At 45.9% G+C, this 19,689-nt stretch carries 21 protein-coding genes; 10 read left to right on the top strand and 11 right to left on the bottom strand.

All coding sequences use genetic code 11. The features are described from left to right. Positions 1-49 precede the first annotated feature (49 nt). Together AACQ79_RS05860 and AACQ79_RS05865 are read right to left on the bottom strand one after the other, a co-directional pair. Positions 50-1,126 (bottom strand): AI-2E family transporter, encoded by a 1,077-nt coding sequence (locus AACQ79_RS05860; RefSeq protein ID WP_017042765.1) that lies wholly within the window; start codon positions 1,124-1,126, stop codon positions 50-52. Next, positions 1,127-1,354, bottom strand: a complete 228-nt coding sequence (locus AACQ79_RS05865) for a sulfurtransferase TusA family protein (protein WP_017042766.1) — start codon at positions 1,352-1,354, stop codon at positions 1,127-1,129. A 194-nt stretch (positions 1,355-1,548) separates the two neighbouring features. Here AACQ79_RS05865 and AACQ79_RS05870 point away from each other — a divergent pair, with 194 nt between their 5' ends. The 4 genes from AACQ79_RS05870 to AACQ79_RS05885 are packed head-to-tail and all read left to right on the top strand — an operon-like array spanning position 1,549 to position 4,383. Then, positions 1,549-3,006, top strand: a complete 1,458-nt coding sequence (locus tag AACQ79_RS05870; RefSeq protein WP_170898750.1) for a beta-barrel assembly-enhancing protease — start codon at positions 1,549-1,551, stop codon at positions 3,004-3,006. A gap of 23 nt (positions 3,007-3,029) precedes the next feature. Continuing rightward, positions 3,030-3,380, top strand: a complete 351-nt coding sequence (gene arsC, locus AACQ79_RS05875; RefSeq protein WP_170898752.1) for an arsenate reductase (glutaredoxin) — start codon at positions 3,030-3,032, stop codon at positions 3,378-3,380. After that, on the top strand, positions 3,377-3,949 hold the full coding sequence (gene wrbA, locus AACQ79_RS05880; protein WP_170898754.1) for an NAD(P)H:quinone oxidoreductase: 573 nt from the start codon (positions 3,377-3,379) through the stop codon (positions 3,947-3,949). Before arsC ends, wrbA begins: the two co-directional genes overlap by 4 nt. 8 nt (positions 3,950-3,957) lie before the next feature. Continuing rightward, positions 3,958-4,383 (top strand): DUF2069 domain-containing protein, encoded by a 426-nt coding sequence (locus AACQ79_RS05885; protein WP_373433371.1) that lies wholly within the window; start codon positions 3,958-3,960, stop codon positions 4,381-4,383. A 101-nt stretch (positions 4,384-4,484) separates the two neighbouring features. Here the strand turns inward: AACQ79_RS05885 and AACQ79_RS05890 are convergent, their stop codons facing one another. Further along, positions 4,485-5,630, bottom strand: a complete 1,146-nt coding sequence (locus AACQ79_RS05890; RefSeq protein ID WP_249339183.1) for a DUF2066 domain-containing protein — start codon at positions 5,628-5,630, stop codon at positions 4,485-4,487. Positions 5,631-5,819: 189 nt separating this feature from the next. Between AACQ79_RS05890 and AACQ79_RS05895 the strand changes: the two genes are divergently transcribed. After that, entirely contained in the window at positions 5,820-7,079 is a 1,260-nt protein-coding gene (locus tag AACQ79_RS05895; RefSeq protein ID WP_010320498.1) for a uracil-xanthine permease family protein, read from the top strand. Positions 7,080-7,124: 45 nt separating this feature from the next. Here the strand turns inward: AACQ79_RS05895 and ybaK are convergent, their stop codons facing one another. The 8 genes from ybaK to hemA all read right to left on the bottom strand — a co-directional run bounded on the left by ybaK (position 7,125) and on the right by hemA (position 15,064). Further along, positions 7,125-7,601, bottom strand: a complete 477-nt coding sequence (gene ybaK / locus AACQ79_RS05900; protein ID WP_026027304.1) for a Cys-tRNA(Pro) deacylase — start codon at positions 7,599-7,601, stop codon at positions 7,125-7,127. Positions 7,602-7,707: 106 nt separating this feature from the next. Further along, positions 7,708-9,369, bottom strand: a complete 1,662-nt coding sequence (ushA, locus tag AACQ79_RS05905) for a bifunctional UDP-sugar hydrolase/5'-nucleotidase UshA (protein WP_069212142.1) — start codon at positions 9,367-9,369, stop codon at positions 7,708-7,710. Between the two features lie 360 nt (positions 9,370-9,729). Beyond that, a complete protein-coding gene (gene kdsA / locus AACQ79_RS05910; protein ID WP_026028071.1) occupies positions 9,730-10,581 on the bottom strand; it encodes a 3-deoxy-8-phosphooctulonate synthase in 852 nt (283 codons plus the stop codon). A gap of 22 nt (positions 10,582-10,603) precedes the next feature. Then, positions 10,604-11,413 carry a SirB1 family protein gene (locus AACQ79_RS05915; RefSeq protein ID WP_170898761.1) on the bottom strand — a complete coding sequence of 270 codons (810 nt, stop codon included), beginning with the start codon at positions 11,411-11,413 and terminating at the stop codon, positions 10,604-10,606. A gap of 18 nt (positions 11,414-11,431) precedes the next feature. Next, the gene (locus AACQ79_RS05920) at positions 11,432-11,815 is read right to left on the bottom strand and encodes a SirB2 family protein (RefSeq protein WP_013856268.1); all 384 of its coding nucleotides are present in this window, start codon (positions 11,813-11,815) and stop codon (positions 11,432-11,434) included. Further along, positions 11,800-12,681, bottom strand: a complete 882-nt coding sequence (gene prmC, locus AACQ79_RS05925) for a peptide chain release factor N(5)-glutamine methyltransferase (protein ID WP_017045760.1) — start codon at positions 12,679-12,681, stop codon at positions 11,800-11,802. Before prmC ends, AACQ79_RS05920 begins: the two co-directional genes overlap by 16 nt. A gap of 4 nt (positions 12,682-12,685) precedes the next feature. After that, positions 12,686-13,774 (bottom strand): peptide chain release factor 1, encoded by a 1,089-nt coding sequence (gene prfA / locus AACQ79_RS05930; protein ID WP_013856266.1) that lies wholly within the window; start codon positions 13,772-13,774, stop codon positions 12,686-12,688. A 30-nt stretch (positions 13,775-13,804) separates the two neighbouring features. Continuing rightward, on the bottom strand, positions 13,805-15,064 hold the full coding sequence (gene hemA, locus AACQ79_RS05935; protein WP_115339219.1) for a glutamyl-tRNA reductase: 1,260 nt from the start codon (positions 15,062-15,064) through the stop codon (positions 13,805-13,807). Between the two features lie 161 nt (positions 15,065-15,225). On the opposite strand from hemA, the gene lolB reads away from it, so the two are divergent. The 5 genes from lolB to ychF all read left to right on the top strand — a co-directional run bounded on the left by lolB (position 15,226) and on the right by ychF (position 19,543). After that, positions 15,226-15,858: a lipoprotein insertase outer membrane protein LolB gene (lolB, locus tag AACQ79_RS05940; protein ID WP_017045762.1), complete on the top strand. Its 633-nt coding sequence runs from the start codon at positions 15,226-15,228 to the stop codon at positions 15,856-15,858. Next, on the top strand, positions 15,855-16,727 hold the full coding sequence (gene ispE / locus AACQ79_RS05945; RefSeq protein WP_170898764.1) for a 4-(cytidine 5'-diphospho)-2-C-methyl-D-erythritol kinase: 873 nt from the start codon (positions 15,855-15,857) through the stop codon (positions 16,725-16,727). Before lolB ends, ispE begins: the two co-directional genes overlap by 4 nt. Before the next feature lie 29 nt (positions 16,728-16,756). Next, positions 16,757-17,701 (top strand): ribose-phosphate pyrophosphokinase, encoded by a 945-nt coding sequence (locus tag AACQ79_RS05950; RefSeq protein WP_010320509.1) that lies wholly within the window; start codon positions 16,757-16,759, stop codon positions 17,699-17,701. A 149-nt stretch (positions 17,702-17,850) separates the two neighbouring features. Next, a complete protein-coding gene (pth, locus tag AACQ79_RS05955) occupies positions 17,851-18,441 on the top strand; it encodes an aminoacyl-tRNA hydrolase (protein ID WP_013856262.1) in 591 nt (196 codons plus the stop codon). Between the two features lie 10 nt (positions 18,442-18,451). Beyond that, positions 18,452-19,543: a redox-regulated ATPase YchF gene (ychF, locus tag AACQ79_RS05960; RefSeq protein WP_013857965.1), complete on the top strand. Its 1,092-nt coding sequence runs from the start codon at positions 18,452-18,454 to the stop codon at positions 19,541-19,543. The last annotated feature ends 146 nt before the right edge of the window (positions 19,544-19,689 follow it).

The raw sequence follows: 19,689 nt of genomic DNA on the forward strand, positions 1-19,689 counted from the left end.
CCTTAGAGATTCTGTTTACTCTCTATTTTTTATTTATAATTCAGTGATTTTAGGGTGATTCAGCCTCAACAACAGGTTCATCAGTGCTGGGCAAAGCATGCCATACTGCTTTTACTAGAGTGGCAAGAGGAATTGCAAAAAATACGCCCCAAAACCCCCATAGCCCACCAAAGACTAACACCGCGACAATGATAGCAACGGGATGTAGATTAACGGCTTCAGAAAATAGAACGGGAACCAATACGTTGCCATCCAAAGCTTGGATGATGCCATAAGCAATTAATAATGTGTAAAACGGCGGAGTCATGCCCCATTGGAAGAGACCGACGATGGCAACTGGCACCGTCACAGCGGCCGCGCCAATATAAGGGATCAAAACCGATAGACCCACAGCCACAGCAAGTAACACAGAATAACGTAAATCAAGAATGGCGAAAGTGACGTAACTGATACTACCAACAATCAGTATTTCTAACACTTTTCCACGGATGTAGTTTGAGATTTGTTGGTTCATCTCTTGCCATACTTTAGCCGCGAGTTTACGGTTGCGTGGCAATAACCCACTGGTCATTCGCAGCATTTCATTCTTATCTTTCAATAAAAAGAAGACCAGCAACGGCACTAAAATGAGATAGACACCCAAGGTGGCCAAACTCACAAGAGAAGCAAGTGACCCTTTAACGACACTTTCCCCCATACCTAAAGCCTGGTTCTTAGCATTGCTTATCACCGACTCAACAATCTGTAAGTTATCGAGTTCAGGGTAACGTTCAGGAATACTCAAAATGAAGCTTTGCAACCCTGCATACATGTTAGGAATGTCATTGATTAAATTACCAACCTGTTTCCAAATGGTTGGTACTAAACCAAAGATAGCCAGCAGCATCAAACCGACAAATAGCAAAATCACCAAAATTACGGAAACGGACCTAGGAAGCCCAAAACGGCGCAATTGCATTACTGGCCACTCAAGTAAATACGCCAGCACAATGGCCACAAGCAGCGGCGCAATCAAATGGCCGAAGAAATATATCGTTACAAAACCAAAAAACAGAATAGCAACCAGACTAACGGCATGAGGATCAGAAAAGCGTCTTTGATACCAACGAGTTACCATTTCAAACATTTAATCGAGTTCCTTAATTACTTTTAGCCAAAAATAGCCGGGTGACGTGTTCCACTGGCAACGAAAGCCATGAGCAGACAAATATTTTTCTATATCCTGTCCTGAGCTGACGTCGTTAAGCCAAATGTCTAATACCTCACCCAAAACCAATTGAACAGTGTGACGCTTCGCAAGTAATAAAGCCATCGGACAACGCTGCTGGCGTAAATCCAGAATATTTGGTTCCATTCTTCTGCTCAATGCTTAATATAGGCCTGCCATTGTATCGAGTTTTGACTGGCATGCCAGTGTTTATCGATACTCAAACACCGGCTGGCTTACTCTTCTCTCTCTACAATTTTTGGCCGTTATTTTGAGTTGGAAACCAATTCACACATTCAATGTCATACAGACAAGAAGATCACGGAATATCACTGACAAATATGAAGTTTAAACGCGCTCGATCCTTACTTTGCCTCTGTATTACTGTGGCGATAAACGCCCCTTCCTTGAGCTATGCCGACACCATAGAGCTACCGGACATTGGGACAGTAGCAGGTTCGACCTTGACGATTGATCAAGAGCTTATTTATGGTGATGCTTATATGCGCATGCTGCGTAACAGCCAGCCTATCGTCAATGATCCGGTGATAAACGAGTACATCGATAGCCTAGGGCATAAATTGGTTGCCAATGCCAACGATGTAAAAACGCCGTTCACCTTTTTTATGATCCGCGATCGCAACATCAATGCGTTTGCCTTCTTTGGCGGTTATGTTGCGTTGCACTCTGGGCTGTTTTTGCATGCACAAACAGAAAGCGAACTCGCTTCGGTTCTTTCGCACGAAATTGCCCACGTCACGCAGCGCCATTTAGCACGCAGTATGGAAGACCAAGCCAGACGCTCACCAGCAACAATCGCCGCATTGGCAGGCTCTTTGTTATTGGCCATTGCGGCACCTGAAGTGGGCATTGCCGCCATTACCGCCACCACCGCAGGCAGTATGCAAAGCCAAATAAACTATACGCGCAGTAATGAAAAAGAGGCTGACCGATTTGGTATTGCAACGCTAGCCAAAGCGGGGTTTGATGCCCAAGCCATGCCAAGGTTTTTTGGCCGCCTCGCTGATGAATATCGTTACGCTAGTAAACCGCCACCAATGTTACTAACCCATCCGCTGCCAGAAGATCGTATTACCGACAGCCGTGAGCGTGCCCAACACTACCCGCCTATGCGCCTTCAACCTTCGTTGGATTACCATTTAGCACGCTCGCGAATTGTTGCTCGCTATGCTGGGATTGATAATGAAGCCGCTCTTGATTGGTTTAAGCGTGCGGAGAAAAAAGAGAGTACGGCTCTCGCGCCAGCCTTCCAATATGGCAAAGCCTTGGTTTATCTCGATAGCAAGCAATTTGATAAATCAGAGGCGATTTTATCAAAGCTGGTTGCACAAGACCCAACAAACAATTTCTATCTTGATGCGATGGCCGATCTCGATATCGCTCTAAATCAAGCGGCCAAAGCCCAAACCTTGCTCGAGAAGGCGCTCAAACAGAAACCGAACAATCCAACCTTAACAATTAACTACGCCAACAGCTTGTTAAAACAAGATAAATTGTCTGATGCCATTCGGGTATTGCAGCGCTACACCCATGACAACCCTAATGATACCAACGGCTGGCATTTGCTATCAGAAGCGAATATCGGCATTGGCAATAGCCAAGAAGATCTCGCTGCGCGGGCGGAGCTTCTAGCGCTCAAAGCTAATTGGAATAAAGCGATTCAATATTACACTCAAGCAAGTCAACTCGCTGAACTTGGCAGCTTAGAACAAGCTCGCTACGATGCACGCATTGACCAATTGATGGTGCAACGAGACCGATTCTTATCACTCCAATAATCACAATACAACGAGGAGAAGTTATGTCTGTCGTGATTTATCACAACCCTAAATGCTCAAAAAGTCGTGAAACTCTGGCACTGCTAGAAGACCGCCAGTTAAAGCCACAGATCATCAAATATTTAGACCAAGCGCCAACCATCGAACAGTTGAAAACCTTGTACGCTCAACTCAGGCTACAGCAGGTTCGTGACATGATGCGCACTAAAGAAGAGCTCTATAAAGAACTTGGCCTAAGTGATGATGCACTTACTGATGATCAGCTGTTTTCCGCCATGGCCGCGCACCCTAAGTTGATTGAGCGTCCCATTGTTGTCGCCAATGGTAAAGCGCGCCACGGCCGCCCACCAGAGCAAGTACTTGAGATTTTATGAGTATTAAAGTCGTCGTACTTTATTACAGCAGGCACGGTTCAACGCAAGCTCTAGCACGGCAAATCGCACGCGGTATTGAAGCGCAAGGTGCTGAAGCAATCCTACGCACAGTCCCTGCACTAGACAGTCATGCCGAGCAAGCAGCCGATCCTTACCTTACTCTGGATGAGTTAAAGCAATGTGATGGTCTGGCTTTTGGCAGCCCAGTCTGGTTTGGCAATATGGCCGCGCCACTGAAGCACTTTTGGGACCAAACGACCCCTTTATGGATTAGCGGTGCATTAATTGATAAACCCGCTTGCGTGTTTACTTCTTCATCCTCTTTGCATGGCGGCCAAGAGAGTACGCAACAGAGTATGATGCTGCCACTGATGCATCATGGCATGTTAATCGTTGGCATCCCTTATTCAGAGCCTGCACTGCATACCACAACCTCTGGAGGCACGCCATATGGTGCAAGCCATGTCGCAGCACACTCGCCACAGCTCACTACGCACGAAAGTGAACTGGCTAAAAATTTAGGAAAACGGCTGGCAATGCTAGCCAGCCGATTAAAGGACAGATTATGACGGCAGAAATGATGCCAAGCACCAAGCAGTACCGATGGCTAGCTTTACTGAGTAACTTATCCCTAATTATATGGGTGGTTTTATGGCAATTCTCGCTCTCTCCTCACCCTCATCTTAATCATGTTGCATTGGCCATTGCATGGGTTATGCCACTGCTTTTACCATTACCGGGAATTTTGGCCGGAAAACCCTACACTCACGCCTGGGCCAACTTTGTTTTAATGCTCTACTTTCTACACGCATTGACGCTGATTTATGTTGATGGAGGGGAGCGCTGGTTAGCGGTAGTGGAACTACTACTGACATTTGCCGCTTTTGTCGGTAATACCTTGTATGCTCGCCATCGCGGTAAAGAGCTCGGACTGAAACTCAAGCGTCTATCCGAAGTCGAAAAGCAAGAGAAAGCCAATTTTACCCACGATAACCAACCATAGAGTCAATCCATGACAGGATTGCCTATTCTTCTCATGCAAAAAGAGCCCTGATGGGCTCTTTTTGATTATCTCAGCATTTGTTCAAGGGGTGACTGAGTACTTTACGCTTGCCACTCAAAAGAGAGCACTCGCTTCACTGGTTCAGTGATGGCCTGAGATAATGACGATTCAGGTATGACTTGCAAAGAGCCTGACTCCACAGCAGAATCATCAACCTCTGCTGCTGGGGTAAGCTGTGTTGGCACACTCTCTGGCTGTGGGTCGTCAATTTTAGCGACTTTGCCCATGCGTAGCACTTCTTGCTCAAACTCGGACTCTGAAGCCAACAAATGCACTTCGAAAGTGATTTCCTCACCTTGAATCTTGAGAATGTCCAAAGAAGCAACAGAGCTTAAGCGCTTCAACTTATTCTCCAAGGTAAAGAAATCCATTGCATCATCAATCGGGCTAAAACGAGCAAGCAGCGAAGAAGAGGATTCACTGGCCACGATAACCGAGCTCTTTCTTGCATAGTAATCACTCAATTGATCGACCATTTGTTCAATGGCATCGTCACCAGACGCTTGACCAGACAGTGGCGCTTTCGTCGCTTGTGTGATTTGAACGGCAGGTTGATCATACAAACTCCAACGCACACCATTACTTTGCACTCTGACCACCAATACAGCATCGGTTGGATAACGTTGGCTAGCCATGCTGATAGGCTGCACGAAACCGCCCCACAAATCCGATACTTCCACACCGGTAATATCATCAAAATCACCCACAGGTACTGTGATAGGCAAACCGCGAGTTTGAGTCGCGCCTTTAAGCTGTTTTAACGTACTCGTGTCAGAATGCTCCCAAGCGATACTGCGGTCATAACCTGACTCTTCAATCAACCAGACTAAAACATTAGCTCGGTTTTCAGGCCAAAATGGTAATTGAGCTTGAGTTAGTAATGTGCGGATATGCGGTGCGCTAAACCCCATAACAATCGAAGATTGCGCCCCATTTTGACCATAACTGATTTGCGCTAAATATTGCGAATTCTGCCTTAAGGCTTTTTTAATCACCTCATTGTTCACCGCATTCCTATCACCCGAAGCTCGAACAATCACTTCGCTCATCCCTTTGATACGAGCATTCGCGTCGGCATTGTTTTGCTGTTGATCAATCACGACTTCGGTATGGTATAAGTCGACCTTGGTTAAGGCATAAGCAGGGAGAGTGAGTAAGCTCATCACCAACATAGCTAAATAGCGCATACTGTTCCTATGATCTGTTTTGTGAACGTCGATGATAAGCAACTATCCGGTCCGCGGCAAGGAATCCACGGCAGAGTTCGGTGATAATTTCATCAACATTTGTGACTTTATTTGATCTAGTTTCAATGGCAATCGTTTGCAAAAGTGATAGAATCCGGCGAATTTTTATTTTGCTTCAGGGAAATCATGATGAAAAATGCCATCCAAGGCGCACAGATGCTCTTCGTCGCATTTGGTGCGCTGGTTCTTGTCCCGCTGTTAACTGGGCTTGATCCTAACGTTGCACTATTTGGCGCCGGTGTCGGTACCCTTTTATTCCAACTTATTACTCGCCGCTCTGTCCCCATCTTTCTTGCTTCTTCTTTTGCCTTTATTGCACCGATTATGTTTGGCATCCAAACTTGGGGCGTTGCCTCGACGATGGGCGGTTTAGTGGCCGCTGGTTTTGTCTACATACTACTGGGAGCGATCATCAAAGTCCGTGGCGTCGAAATCATCCACAAAATTTTACCTCCTGTGGTCGTTGGCCCAGTGATCATGGTGATTGGCTTAGGCCTTGCGCCTGTTGCTGTAAACATGGCGCTAGGTAAAACTGGAGATGGTTCGGTACAACTGATTAGCTCAGATGTAGCGATGTGGATCTCTTGCGTTTCACTGTTAACCACTATCACGATTAGCGTCTTTGCCAAAGGTTTTCTCAAACTGTTGCCGATCTGCGGCGGTATTTTTGCAGGCTATCTTTTGGGCCTCTATTTTGGTGTAGTGGATTTTACTCCTGTTACGCAAGCGGCTTGGCTGTCAATGCCGAACTTCACTTTCCCTGAGTTCAACATCAACGCTATCTTGTTCATGATCCCGGTTGCAATTGCTCCGGCAGTCGAACACGTGGGCGATATGCTCGCGATCTCAAACGTCACTGGAAAAGATTACATCAAGAAACCTGGGCTACATCGCACCATTGCGGGTGACGGTGTTGCCACCATCGCAGCCTCGATGCTGGGTGCGCCACCAAACACTACGTACAGCGAAGTGACGGGTGCCGTAATGCTGACGAAAGCCTTTAATCCAGTAATCATGACTTGGGCTGCGATCACCGCGATTGTATTAGCATTGGTTGGTAAGCTGGGCGCGCTACTACAAACCATTCCAATTCCCGTAATGGGCGGGATTATGATTTTGCTGTTCGGTTCAATTGCAACGGTTGGCCTAAACACACTGATTAAAAATCATGTCGATCTTCACAAGTCTCGTAACTTAGTGATTGTGGCAGTGACATTAGTGTTTGGTATCGGCGGCATGGCCTTTGGTATCGGAGAGTTTAGCCTACAAGGTGTCAGCTTATGCGGTATCGTAGCCATTATTCTAAACTTGATCCTTCCTAATGACTTAGGAGAAAACCATGTGGTGGATAACGCCCAGATGGAAGAAGAGATCAAACTGAAGAACTAATTTTGCCAGTCAATCCGGCCTCAATCGAGGCCGGATTTTCATTCTCTATTCTTGACACAATTCAACAAACTCACCTCGCGTTAATAACGCAAGATCGCTCGGTGCCAATTCAATCTCTAAACCGCGCTTACCTGCACTGACACAGATGGTCGATTGATCTTCTGCGCTGAGATGAATGAAGGTCGGTAGTGCTTTTTTCTGCCCAAGTGGGCTAATGCCGCCGACCACATAACCCGTGGTTTTTTGCGCTATGTCTGGATTAGCCATTTCCGCTTTTTTCGACTTAGCCGCTTTGGCCGCACGCTTTAAGTTTAATTTTTGATCAACAGGAATAATCGCGACAGCGAGATTTTTCGGCTCGCCATTTAAGCAAAACAGCAGTGTTTTAAACACTTTTTTCGGATCTTGTCCCAAAACCTCAGCCGCTTCTAAACCATAACTGCTGTGATTAGGATCATGTTGATATTGATGGAGAGTATGAGGAATTTTTTTCTTTTTCGCCAAATCAATCGCAGGTGTCATCGTGCTTATCTCAAAGTAACCGTTAGTGCCAATAAAAAAGCGATGCCTAAGCACCGCCTTTAGTTAAAATGATTGCTCACAATGAGTCAAACTCTTTATCGCGCTATCACTTATAGACAATTTCGCCCGCTGGCGCATATTGGTTCACATCAATTGGACTATGTGCTTCGAGGTAATCTTTCAATACTTCCGCGTCCACAAACCCCGTATTCACATAACCTGGATGATCGGAGATTTTTGGATAACCATCACCACCTGCTGCATTGTAACTAGGCACGGTGAAGCGATACGTTTCGTCCAAACGGAGCTGCTTATCACCAATAAAGACGTTCGATACCTTACCATTGGCCACTGTCATCGAAATCCCCGCGAATTGTACATAAGCGCCAGAATCAACAGGTTTGGTCGCCACTTCATTGAGGTAATCCAACACTTCAGCCCCGGTCATATCGGTATAAGTGAGAATATTGGCAAAAGGTTGTACTTTAAGCACATCTTTATAAGTGATTTTTCCTGCATCAATCGAATCACGCACGCCGCCAGAATTCATCACCGCAAAGTCGGCTTTTGCACGTTCCATATGAGAAAGTGCAATCAAACGGCCTAAATTTGTTTGTTGGAAACGCACAACGTTGCGATCCCCTTCTAACTTGCCATTACTTTGTGCAATGACCACATTCAGTTTCTCTTGACCTTGTTCTTGATATGGGCGCAAAAAGTTAAGCATTTCTGGATCTTCAGCGATTTGATCTTGAATCAGTACGCGCTTACTCTCGCCATTCACTTTCACTTTTTTCTTCAAGTTTACGGGGATCAGGTTGTAGCTCACCATGTTCAGTTCACCATTACGGAATTCGTAATCCGCACGGCCAACATACTTACCCCATTCATGCGCTTGCACTATGTAAGTACCGTTTTGCATATCAGGCTTACATTCATCTCCCGGATGGAAGTTTTTCTTCACCACATTAGGGCCTTCCATGCAGACAGGCTCTTGAGAGTGGCCGCCGACGATCATATCGAGAGAACCTTCATCCAAGTATCGTGCAAGCGCAACATCACCCGGTGCATTCACACCACGTTGACCATTTTCATAATGGCCCATGTGGGTAACGGCAAAAATAAGGTCCGGCTTTTCCGTTTTCTCAATTTCTGCGATCAGTTTTTTCGCTTCTTCTTTTGGATCTCTAAACTCAATACCACCAATGTATTCAGGGTTGCCGATTTTAGCGGTATCTTCAGTCGTTAAACCGATAACCGCTATTTTTACGCCCTGTTTATCAAACATTTGGTAGGCTTGGAATAGACGTTTTCCGGTCGCTTTATCGTAAATGTTGGCCGACAGCATTGGGAAATTCGCCCACTCTTTTTGCTTAAACAGAACCTCGAGCGGGTTATCGAATTCATGGTTACCTAACGCCATCGCATCATAACCAATCTTGCTCATACCTTTAAAATCAGGCTCTGCATCTTGCAGATCAGATTCAGGAACTCCGGTATTAATATCGCCACCAGAAAGAAGCAGTACGCTGCCGCCTTCAGCTTCAATATCAGAGCGAAGATCGTCGATCAGCGTTTTACGTGCAGCCATACCATACTCGCCATATTTGTTTTGCCAGAAACGACCGTGGTGGTCATTAGTGTGTAACACGGTGAGTTTATAAGTCGTATCTTCTTTCCACTCATGAGTGGGTTGAGTTGCGCAACCCATAAGGGCTGTAAGAATAGCCGCGCTGAGCGCTGTTTTTAGAATAAGACGTTGTTTCATTATCATACCTTTGAACTTGAAAAATCCACTGCTTGTGAGGGGGAGGTCATGGTCAACGTTGCAAACACAAAATCAAGCCATACCGATAAACTTGACCCAGTTTAAATTAACATCTCAAAGGTGACAGATTGATTTCATATTTATGTAGAATTGATCACTATAAAATCAATTCAAAAATGTAACGGTTGCCACAGGTTACACGTGAAATTTTAATGGATCACAGGCAATCGTTTTCTTTCCTAAACACGAAAAAATAAGGAAAAGTGAGCACTTAGACAAGATAAACAGGTTTGGGAAACATTCGATAAAATTTGACCACCTTGCGGTGGCCAAATCATGAGTGATAGATCCAACAAAAAATCAGCGGATATCGATATGAGCAAAGCTCTTGATCAAATCATCTAACGCTTTCATTTGTGCAAGGAAAGGTTCAAGTTTATCCAAAGGCAGTGCCGATGGACCATCGCAACGCGCTTTATCTGGGTTTGGATGCGCTTCAATAAAAAGGCCCGCAATCCCGGCAGCAAGACCTGATTTTGCTAACTCAACTGTCTGTTCACGACGCCCACCAGAAGCTGCGCCAGAAGGGTCGCGCATTTGCAGTGAGTGGGTCACATCAAAAATAATTGGGCTGCCGTTTGATACTTTTTTCATCACACCAAAACCCAACATATCAACGACCAGATTATCATAGCCATGGCAAGCACCACGTTCACATAAAATCACTTTGTCGTTGCCGCACTCTGCAAATTTTTCCACGATATTGCCCACTTGACCAGGGCTCATAAATTGTGGTTTTTTCACGTTGATCACTGCACCTGTTTTCGCCATCGCTTCGACAAGGTCAGTTTGACGAGCAAGAAACGCTGGCAGTTGAATCACATCAACCACCTCAGACACAGGCTGAGCTTGAGCTTCTGTGTGCACGTCAGTGATGATTTTGACGCCAAAGGTCTCTTTTAGCTCTTGGAAAATTTTCATTCCCTCTTCCAAGCCGGGGCCACGATAAGAGTGAACAGAGCTGCGGTTTGCTTTATCAAAAGAAGCTTTAAACACATAAGGGATGCCGAGTTTATCGGTCACTTTCACGTAATGCTCACAGATTTGCATCGCTAAATCACGGGATTCAAGGACGTTCATTCCAGCAAACAGAGTAAACGGTTTGTCGTTAGCAACGGGAATATCACCCACGTGGACGATTTTTTGTTCCATTTTATTCTCTCTCATTTAGCGGTTAATGCAGCGTAATAGCTTCAAAGCTTAATGCATTAACTTGATTTTTTAATAACTCAGCCGCCGGATCATTCGGACAATGATCAATAAAGTATTGATAATCGGATAAGGCAATTTGGTGACAATCCAGTTGCTGATAGATAAATCCGCGATCGCGGATCTCATACGGATCATCAGGAACAAAAGTCAGCGCTAAATCAGTACAACGCAGCGCTAAGGTATAACGCTCTTCTCTTAATAGTGCGCTCTTTAGTAGAGCCAACCAACGACCGATCACCGTCGGATTATCTGTCACTTCCAAATGACTCGATTTCAGCTTAGACAAGACCCCTTTATGCCCAACTAACCACGCTTGTAGTATATGTAATGAGACGGTTTCACCAGTAAAAGGGTTAATATAAATCGGTGATTCATCGCACCAATGCAACTGCAATAAAAACTGTGTGGGAAAGGTAATACCTTGTAAAGGAAAGCCTAGCTTGCGCGCAAAATAGAGCAACAGCGCACCTAAACTGACGGGAATACCTTTGCGGTGCTGCAATACTTTATCGATGAAGGCATTACGTGAATCAAAATAAGCCTCTCTGTCACCGCGAAAACCCCATTGTTGGTAAAACAGACGCAACAACGCTTCGAAACGCTGTTTTTCATCCTGTTCATTAGCTAACTCGTGTTTTGCTTGTGTAAGCAAACGGGCCAACTCTTGGCGTGCCCATTCATCCTCAGTTTCAGGATTGACGGCCTTGTTTAAGATCAGCGCCCCTTCCACCAATTCCATTGCATCAAAATCTTCATCGAACCATTCAAACATAATGCCGCTCGGATGCTGTTAGCCTAAAAACATAGCCGTTTTTACGATGGCGATTTTTCCCGCCATAGCAAGCCAACCTAATGCGCCCAAAAAAGCAAAGGTACGTAACAGCTTATTCCGACCCAGTTTGAGCGCAAAGAAGCCCAGCGCAATGTACGCCATCACACAAGTCAGCTTCTCAGTTAACCAAGGTGCGGCTGGGGTAAATGGGATAAAACCAGACATCACAATCAACGCGATACCCGATAACAACAACAACGAATCGTTAATATGAGGAAAACGTTTCAAAAAAGGGTGTTGCAGCCATTTGGAATCCATCATCATCAAGGCATAACGTACCGACAACAATAGTGCACTGATCGCAATGGTCAGTAGATGAAAATGTTTTAATCCTTCGTACATGATGCTCTCTCTTCTGAGTGCGAATATTGACCCAGTGTCACTCGGTCATTACCCGCATAATCCTTTTCTGTCACTACGTGGTGATAGCCGAGTGACTCAAATAACGCTCTGACTGCCGCCCCTTGATCATAACCATGTTCAAACAGCAGCCAGCCTTGTTGCTGCAAATAGTGTCGCGCATTCTCTGCAATGTGTTTAATGTCAGCCAAGCCTTTGTCTTTGGCCACCAGCGCACTTAAAGGCTCAAAACGTACATCCCCCTGCGTGAGATGGGGATCATTTTCTTCAATATACGGTGGATTGGAGACAATTAAAGCAAACTTTGTACCGAGCTTTAAAGGTTCAAACCAACTGCCTTGTAAAAATGTGACATTGGTAATAGTTAAACGCTGCGCGTTTTCCAACGCTAAGGCTTGCGCTTCTGGGCGTAAGTCAATACCAACCACATGACGTTCAGGTAGCTCGGACGCTAGCGCTAATGCGATTGCGCCAGTTCCTGTGCCTAAGTCCAAAATATCCCCTTGCGTCTGCTGGCTTTTTTCTAACGCAATTTCAACCAAACGTTCAGTATCCGGCCGAGGAATTAATGTCGAAGGCGAAACTTTCAGTGGCAACGACCAAAACTCACGTTCCCCAACCAAATAGGCCACAGGCTCCCCCGTCACTCGACGCGTAATCAGCGAGCAAAATTGCCGCGACTGCGTTTCGCTTAAGGTCTTTTCAGGCCAAGTCAGCAGATAAGAACGTGGTTTATCCAGTACATGGCAAAGCAGCACCGCTGCATCCACAGAAGGCGAATCACTGCCGCCTTCTTGGAGTTGAGCAATCGCGGCTTTCAACGCATCATCAATACGAGATAACGTCATGGGATCAGTGTTGATCGGCAAGAGCGGCAAGTTGGTCTGCTTGATATTCTTGAATGATTGGATCAATCAAGCTTTGCAGATCCCCTTCCATCACTTCATTAAGACGATAGATGGTTAAGTTAATACGATGATCGGAAACGCGACCTTGCGGATAGTTGTAAGTACGAATACGGTCGCTACGATCACCAGAACCCAGTAGGTTACGACGAGTATCGGACACTTCGGCTGCGCGCTTCGCTTCTTCCGCTTGTGCAATACGAGCGGCCAATACGGCCATCGCTTTGGCTTTGTTTTTGTGCTGTGAACGCTCGTCCTGACACTCAACTACCGTGCCTGTTGGTAAGTGGGTAATACGGATCGCAGAGTCGGTGGTGTTTACGTGCTGACCACCCGCGCCCGATGAGCGGAAAGTGTCAATTTTCAGATCGCTAGCTTTAATTTCTGGAATTTCTGCTTCAGGAATTTCGGGCATGATCGCGACGGTACAAGCGGAAGTATGCACACGACCTTGAGATTCCGTGGCCGGAACACGCTGTACGCGGTGACCGCCTGATTCAAACTTAAGCACACCGTAAGCGCCATCACCACTCACTTTAGCAATCACTTCTTTATAGCCGCCATGCTCAGCATAACTAGCGGACATAATTTCGATACGCCAGCTCATCTTCTCAGCATAACGGCTATACATACGGAACAGATCGCCAGCAAAAATACCCGCCTCATCACCGCCCGCCCCTGCACGAATTTCTAAGAAGCAGTTGCGATCATCGTTCGGATCTTTTGGTAGCAACAGAATTTGCAATTCATCAGTGAGACGTTCAATCGTCGCTTTGGCTATTTTGATTTCCTCTTGAGCCATCTCACGCATCTCGGCGTCTTCTTCTTTGGTCATCTCTTCTGCGGCAACCAAATCCTCTTGCGCTTGTTGGTAAGCTTGGAAGCATTTAGTTACTTCCTCAAGCTGAGAGTACTCTTTTGACAAAGTACGGAATTTGTTTTGATCACTAATTACGGTAGGCTCGCCAAGCAGGCGCTGAACCTCTTCGTAACGCTCAACAAGGGATTCAAGCTTAACTAAAATCGACGCTTTCATAGTTTCTTCTTTAATTCGGAGTGACGGATATTATCGAGGGTCGTCAAGACCCAAACTTTGTCTAATAACGGCCAATTTAGCCGGTTCACCTAACTCTGCAGCGCTTTGCAATGCTCGGGTTGGTGTGTGGATCAATCGATTGGTGAGTTTGTTACTTAACTCAAGTAACACTTTTTCAGGATCGCCCCCTGCAGCCAGTGCCTGCAAGCTTTTACTGAGCAATTCTTGACGAATTTCGTTGGCCGATTGACGGTATTCTCGGATGCTGTCTACCGCTTGCAAGGAGCGCATCCAGCTCATAAAGGCTGCGCTCTCTTCACTGACAATCGCTTCAGCTTGAATGGCTTCAACTTTACGCTGTTCCATATTGCTGTCTACAATTGACTGAAGATCATCAACCGTATACAGATAGGCATCGTTTAAATCCCCGACCTGCGATTCAATATCACGAGGCACGGCAATATCAATCAGTAAAATGGGTTGATGGCGGCGCACTTTAATCGCACTTTCTACCATCCCTTTGCCAATAATCGGCAGTGGGCTGGCGGTTGAACTGATGACGATATCCGCGTGAGCGAGATAGTCAGGTATCTCATTGAGTGCAATCACTTCAGCGTCAAACTGCTGTGCAAGCCCCATCGCTCGCTCGCGGGTTCGGTTGGCAACTATCATGCGTTTACATCGATGGCTGGCTAAATGCTTCGCAACCAGTTCGATGGTTTCACCCGCCCCAACCAACATTACCGTTGAATCAGAGAGTGATTCAAAGATCTGCTTTGCCAACGTACAAGCAGCATAAGCCACAGATACCGCACTGCCGCCTATTTCGGTTTCGGTGCGCACACGTTTAGCTACCGAGAATGCTTTTTGAAACAGTTTTTCAATCGCTGAATCAGCCGCGTTATGCTCGCGAGCATCCGCATAGGCTTGCTTCACCTGCCCTAAAATCTGCGGCTCACCCAATACCAGTGAATCCAGCCCACAAGCCACTCGCATCAAATGACGAATAGCGGCTTGTTCTTCATGTACATACAAACTCGGTTTAAGATCTTCAGGATTCACATGATGGAACTGAGACAACCAATCGATTAACTTACTTTTGCTCGACGATTTTACATCACAATAAATTTCCGTGCGATTACAGGTAGAGACAATAACGCTACCTTGAACGCTGGAACTGGACGCAAGTTGTCGCAAGGCTTCTGATAATTTATCAGGACCAAACGCCACTTTCTCTCGCAGTTCTACCGACGCTGTATTGTGATTTATTCCAATAGCAAGCAAGGACATCTATAGAGGTTTCTCGGTTCAGGAAATGTAAATAGGAGCAGAATTTTACTTGATGCCCTGTTTTAATGAAAGGGCAACAGGGATTTGTTTTCCCGACTTCGTGATATCAATGATATAGTGAGGCGTTTTTACGGCCTTCACTGTGTAAATAATGGGCAGATATGACACGCGCAAATAGACTGATTTTAACTCTCCTCACTCTGCTGACACTCTTTGGTTGCACAAACTTACCCTCAACAAGGGTCGAGAGCGTCGGCTGGCAGCAACACCAACAGCAATTGCAAACGATCCGCGAGTACCAAGCCAGCGGAAAACTCGGCTATATATCACCACAACAGCGCCAATCCCTCAATTTTCATTGGCAAAAAAACGCCGACCATAGCCAGCTTCGTCTCTCAACATTTTTAGGTCAGACCGTTTTAAATCTCTCCATCTCGCCTCAGGGCGCCCAGGTCAAAACGTATGATGATCAAATTATCGATGCGCAGAATGCGGATGCTTTAGTTTACGAGTTAACTGGGTTATCGATCCCCATTGAGCAGCTACAAGATTGGCTGCTTGGGCTACCAACCGAGGCGGATGGTTTTCAATTGAATCAAAATAATTTGTTGGCATCGTTAGATAAACAGCTAGGGCTTAGCCGCTGGCACTTGGAATATTTGAACTACCAAGCTTATCCCTTCGTCTCAACATCCGCTTCTTCCACTTCAGTGCCACTTCCGGCCAAACTGAAGCTGACTCAAGATCAAGTTTCATTAAACCTCGTCATTTCAAAGTGGACCCTAACGCCATGATTTGTACCCCAACCCACTGGCCATCACCCGCTAAGCTCAACCTGTTTCTGTACATCACAGGGCAAAGAGCCGACGGGTATCATGAATTACAGACACTGTTTCAATTTCTCGATTTTGGTGATGAGTTAACCATTACTGCCAATCAGTCTGGCGCAATAACTCTCACACCAGCCATTGCTGGCGTTGCGCTACAAGACAACTTGATTTGGAAAGCGGCCATCGCCTTACAAAAGGCAAGTGGATGCCGCTATGGCGCGAGCATTGAATTAAATAAAGTTTTGCCAATGGGCGGTGGCATCGGTGGCGGCTCTTCCAATGCTGCAACCGTGCTTGTTGCACTGAACTACTTATGGCAAACCAATCTAACACAGCAAGAACTCGCTACGCTCGGTTTAACACTCGGGGCGGATGTTCCCGTTTTTGTCCATGGCTTTGCCGCATTTGCTGAAGGCGTAGGTGAAAAACTGACCCAAACCGAACCAAAGCAAAAATGGTATTTGGTGGTTCGGCCTAATGTGAGCATTGCAACGAAAGATATTTTCACTCATCCCCAATTGATAAGGAACACGCCAAAACGAGCGCTAGCAACGCTTCTCGAACACCCTTACGAAAACGATTGCGAAAAAATTGTCCGAATGCTGTACCCAGAGGTTGATAAGCAACTTTCATGGCTGCTACAATACGCGCCGTCAAGATTGACTGGGACGGGATCTTGCGTTTTTGCCGAATTTTCTAGCAAAGTAGAAGCGGAAGCTGTCCTTGCCAAGCTCCCTGACACAGTCTTCGCGTTTGTCGCCTTAGGGTGTAACATTTCGCCACTGAAAAAGACTCTGGCTGAATACCAATTCGCCAACACCCGACCTATTTAAAAACTGGACGCAACCCTGAGGTTTCCACCGTGCCTGATATGAAGCTATTTGCTGGTAACGCCACACCTGAACTAGCCCAACGTATTGCTGAACGTCTATACATCTCTCTTGGTGATGCTACTGTTTCTCGTTTCTCCGACGGTGAAGTTGCAGTGCAAATCAACGAAAATGTTCGTGGTAGCGATGTATTTATTATTCAATCTACTTGTGCTCCTACTAATGACAACTTAATGGAATTAGTAGTGATGATTGATGCAATGCGCCGTGCTTCAGCAGGCCGTATTACTGCTGTCATCCCATATTTTGGTTATGCCCGTCAAGACCGCCGAGTGCGCTCTGCTCGTGTACCGATCACTGCAAAAGTTGTTGCAGATTTCCTTTCAAACGTTGGTGTTGACCGCGTTTTGACCATCGACCTTCACGCAGAACAAATCCAAGGCTTCTTTGACGTCCCAGTAGATAACATCTTTGGTACGCCAGTGTTGCTTGAAGATATGAAAGCGCGTGGGTTAGAAGATCCTGTTGTGGTTTCACCTGACCTTGGTGGCGTGGTTCGTGCTCGTGCGACTGCAAAAGCATTAGGTGATATCGACATCGCAATCGTTGATAAACGTCGTCCACGCGCCAACGTGTCTGAAGTTATGAACCTGATTGGCGATGTTGATGGGCGCGATTGTGTGATCGTGGATGACATGATCGACACTGGCGGCACTTTGTGTAAAGCCGCTGAAGCATTGAAAGAACGTGGTGCAAAACGTGTGTTTGCTTACGCAACGCACGCGGTATTCTCAGGTAACGCAGCGAAAAATATCAAAAACTCAGTACTAGACCAAGTTATCGTCACAGACTCGATCACCCTATCTAAAGAGATGGCGGCAACCGGTAAAGTGACACAGTTAACCTTGTCTAGCATGCTTGCTGAAGCGATTCGTCGCATTAGCAACGAAGAGTCTATTTCTGCCATGTTTAATTAAAACTCAGTTTATTTACTGATTTTTAAATGCTTTTAAAGCACTTCATTGAAAAATGAGGTGCTTTTTCCTTTGTTATTTTAGCGCCTCGCACCCTTTCCCTTTTGTGTGCTATCATACCGCGCTTTTGATATTGCAAAGAGATCCTAACCTTGAGCCAACCAATCAAACTTCTTGTCGGGCTAGCGAATCCTGGCCCTGAATACGCCAAAACGAGGCACAATGCCGGCGCTTGGGTAGTAGAAGAATTAGCCCGAGTTCATAACGTCACCTTGAAAAACGAAGCCAAATTCTTCGGTTTCACCGGACGTATCGTGGTTAATGGTGAAGATCTGCGTTTATTGATCCCAACAACTTTTATGAATTTATCCGGTAAAGCCGTGGCGGCCATCGCCAAGTTTTACCAGATAAAACCAGAAGAGATCATGGTGGCACATGATGAACTAGACTTACCTCCCGGGGTAGCTAAGTTCAAAATGGGCGGTGGTCATGGCGGGCATAATGGCCTTAAAGACACCATCAGCAAACTCGGCAATAACAAAGAATTCTACCGCCTGCGGATTGGTATCGGCCATCCGGGGCACAAAGATAAAGTAGCAGGCTATGTTTTAGGTAAAGCACCCGCCAAAGAGCAAGAGTGCTTAGATGCCGCAGTTGACGAATCGGTTCGTTGCTTCGACATTTTACTAAAAGATGGTCTAACTAAAGCACAAAATCGCTTACATACGTTCAAAGCTGAATAAGGTTACAGTCATGGGTTTTAAATGTGGCATCGTGGGTTTACCAAATGTGGGTAAATCGACATTATTTAATGCACTAACTAAAGCGGGCATCGAAGCAGCAAACTTCCCGTTTTGCACTATCGAACCAAACACGGGTGTGGTTCCTGTTCCAGACCTTCGTCTCGATGCGTTAGCAGAAATTGTAAACCCTCAACGTATCCTTCCGACGACAATGGAATTTGTCGATATCGCAGGCCTAGTGGCTGGCGCGTCAAAAGGTGAAGGTTTAGGCAACAAATTCCTTGCAAATATCCGTGAAACAGATGCGATTGGTCACGTTGTTCGCTGCTTCGAGAACGAAAATATCGTTCACGTAGCAGGCAAAGTATCGCCAATTGAAGATATTGAAGTAATCAATCTAGAGCTTGCCCTTGCCGACCTTGATAGCTGTGAACGCGCCATTCAACGTCAAGCAAAACGTGCCAAAGGTGGCGATAAAGACGCTAAATTTGAAATCACCGTATTAGAGAAGCTACTCCCTGTATTAACGGAAGGTGGTATGGCTCGCACGGTTGAACTCTCAAAAGAAGAGCTAGCCGCCGTAGATTATCTCAACTTCTTAACGTTGAAACCAACCATGTATATCGCCAACGTGAGCGAAGATGGCTTTGAAAATAACCCGTACCTTGATGCTGTCAGAGAGTTTGCAGAAAAAGAGAACAATTCTGTGGTTGCTGTTTGCGCAGCCATTGAAGCTGAACTATCTGAACTTGAAGAAGAAGATCGCGCCGAGTTTTTAGCCGATTTAGGCATTGAAGAACCCGGTCTAAACCGCGTGATTCGTACCGGTTACGAACTGCTAACGCTGCAAACCTACTTCACCGCAGGCGTAAAAGAAGTGCGTGCCTGGACGATTCCGGTCGGTGCGACGGCTCCGCAAGCGGCGGGTAAAATCCATACCGACTTTGAACGTGGTTTCATTCGCGCTGAAGTTGTGGGTTATGATGATTTCATTCAATATCGCGGCGAAAATGGAGCCAAAGAAGCGGGCAAATGGCGCTTGGAAGGTAAAGAATACATCGTAAAAGATGGCGATGTTATCCACTTCCGCTTCAACGTGTAAATAACTCGTTAATCAGCAATTAATACACCATTAAAGCCGACAGATTCTGTTGGCTTTTTTGTTTTTTTCTCAAAATCAACCTTAGCGACAAGCAAGGAAAAATCAATAAGCTTAATGATTTATTAACCGTTTTTGATCACAAACAC

Origin of the sequence: Vibrio sp. 3-2(1), from assembly GCF_963887575.1 — a bacterium.
Taxonomy (GTDB): Bacteria; Pseudomonadota; Gammaproteobacteria; order Enterobacterales; family Vibrionaceae; genus Vibrio; species Vibrio anguillarum.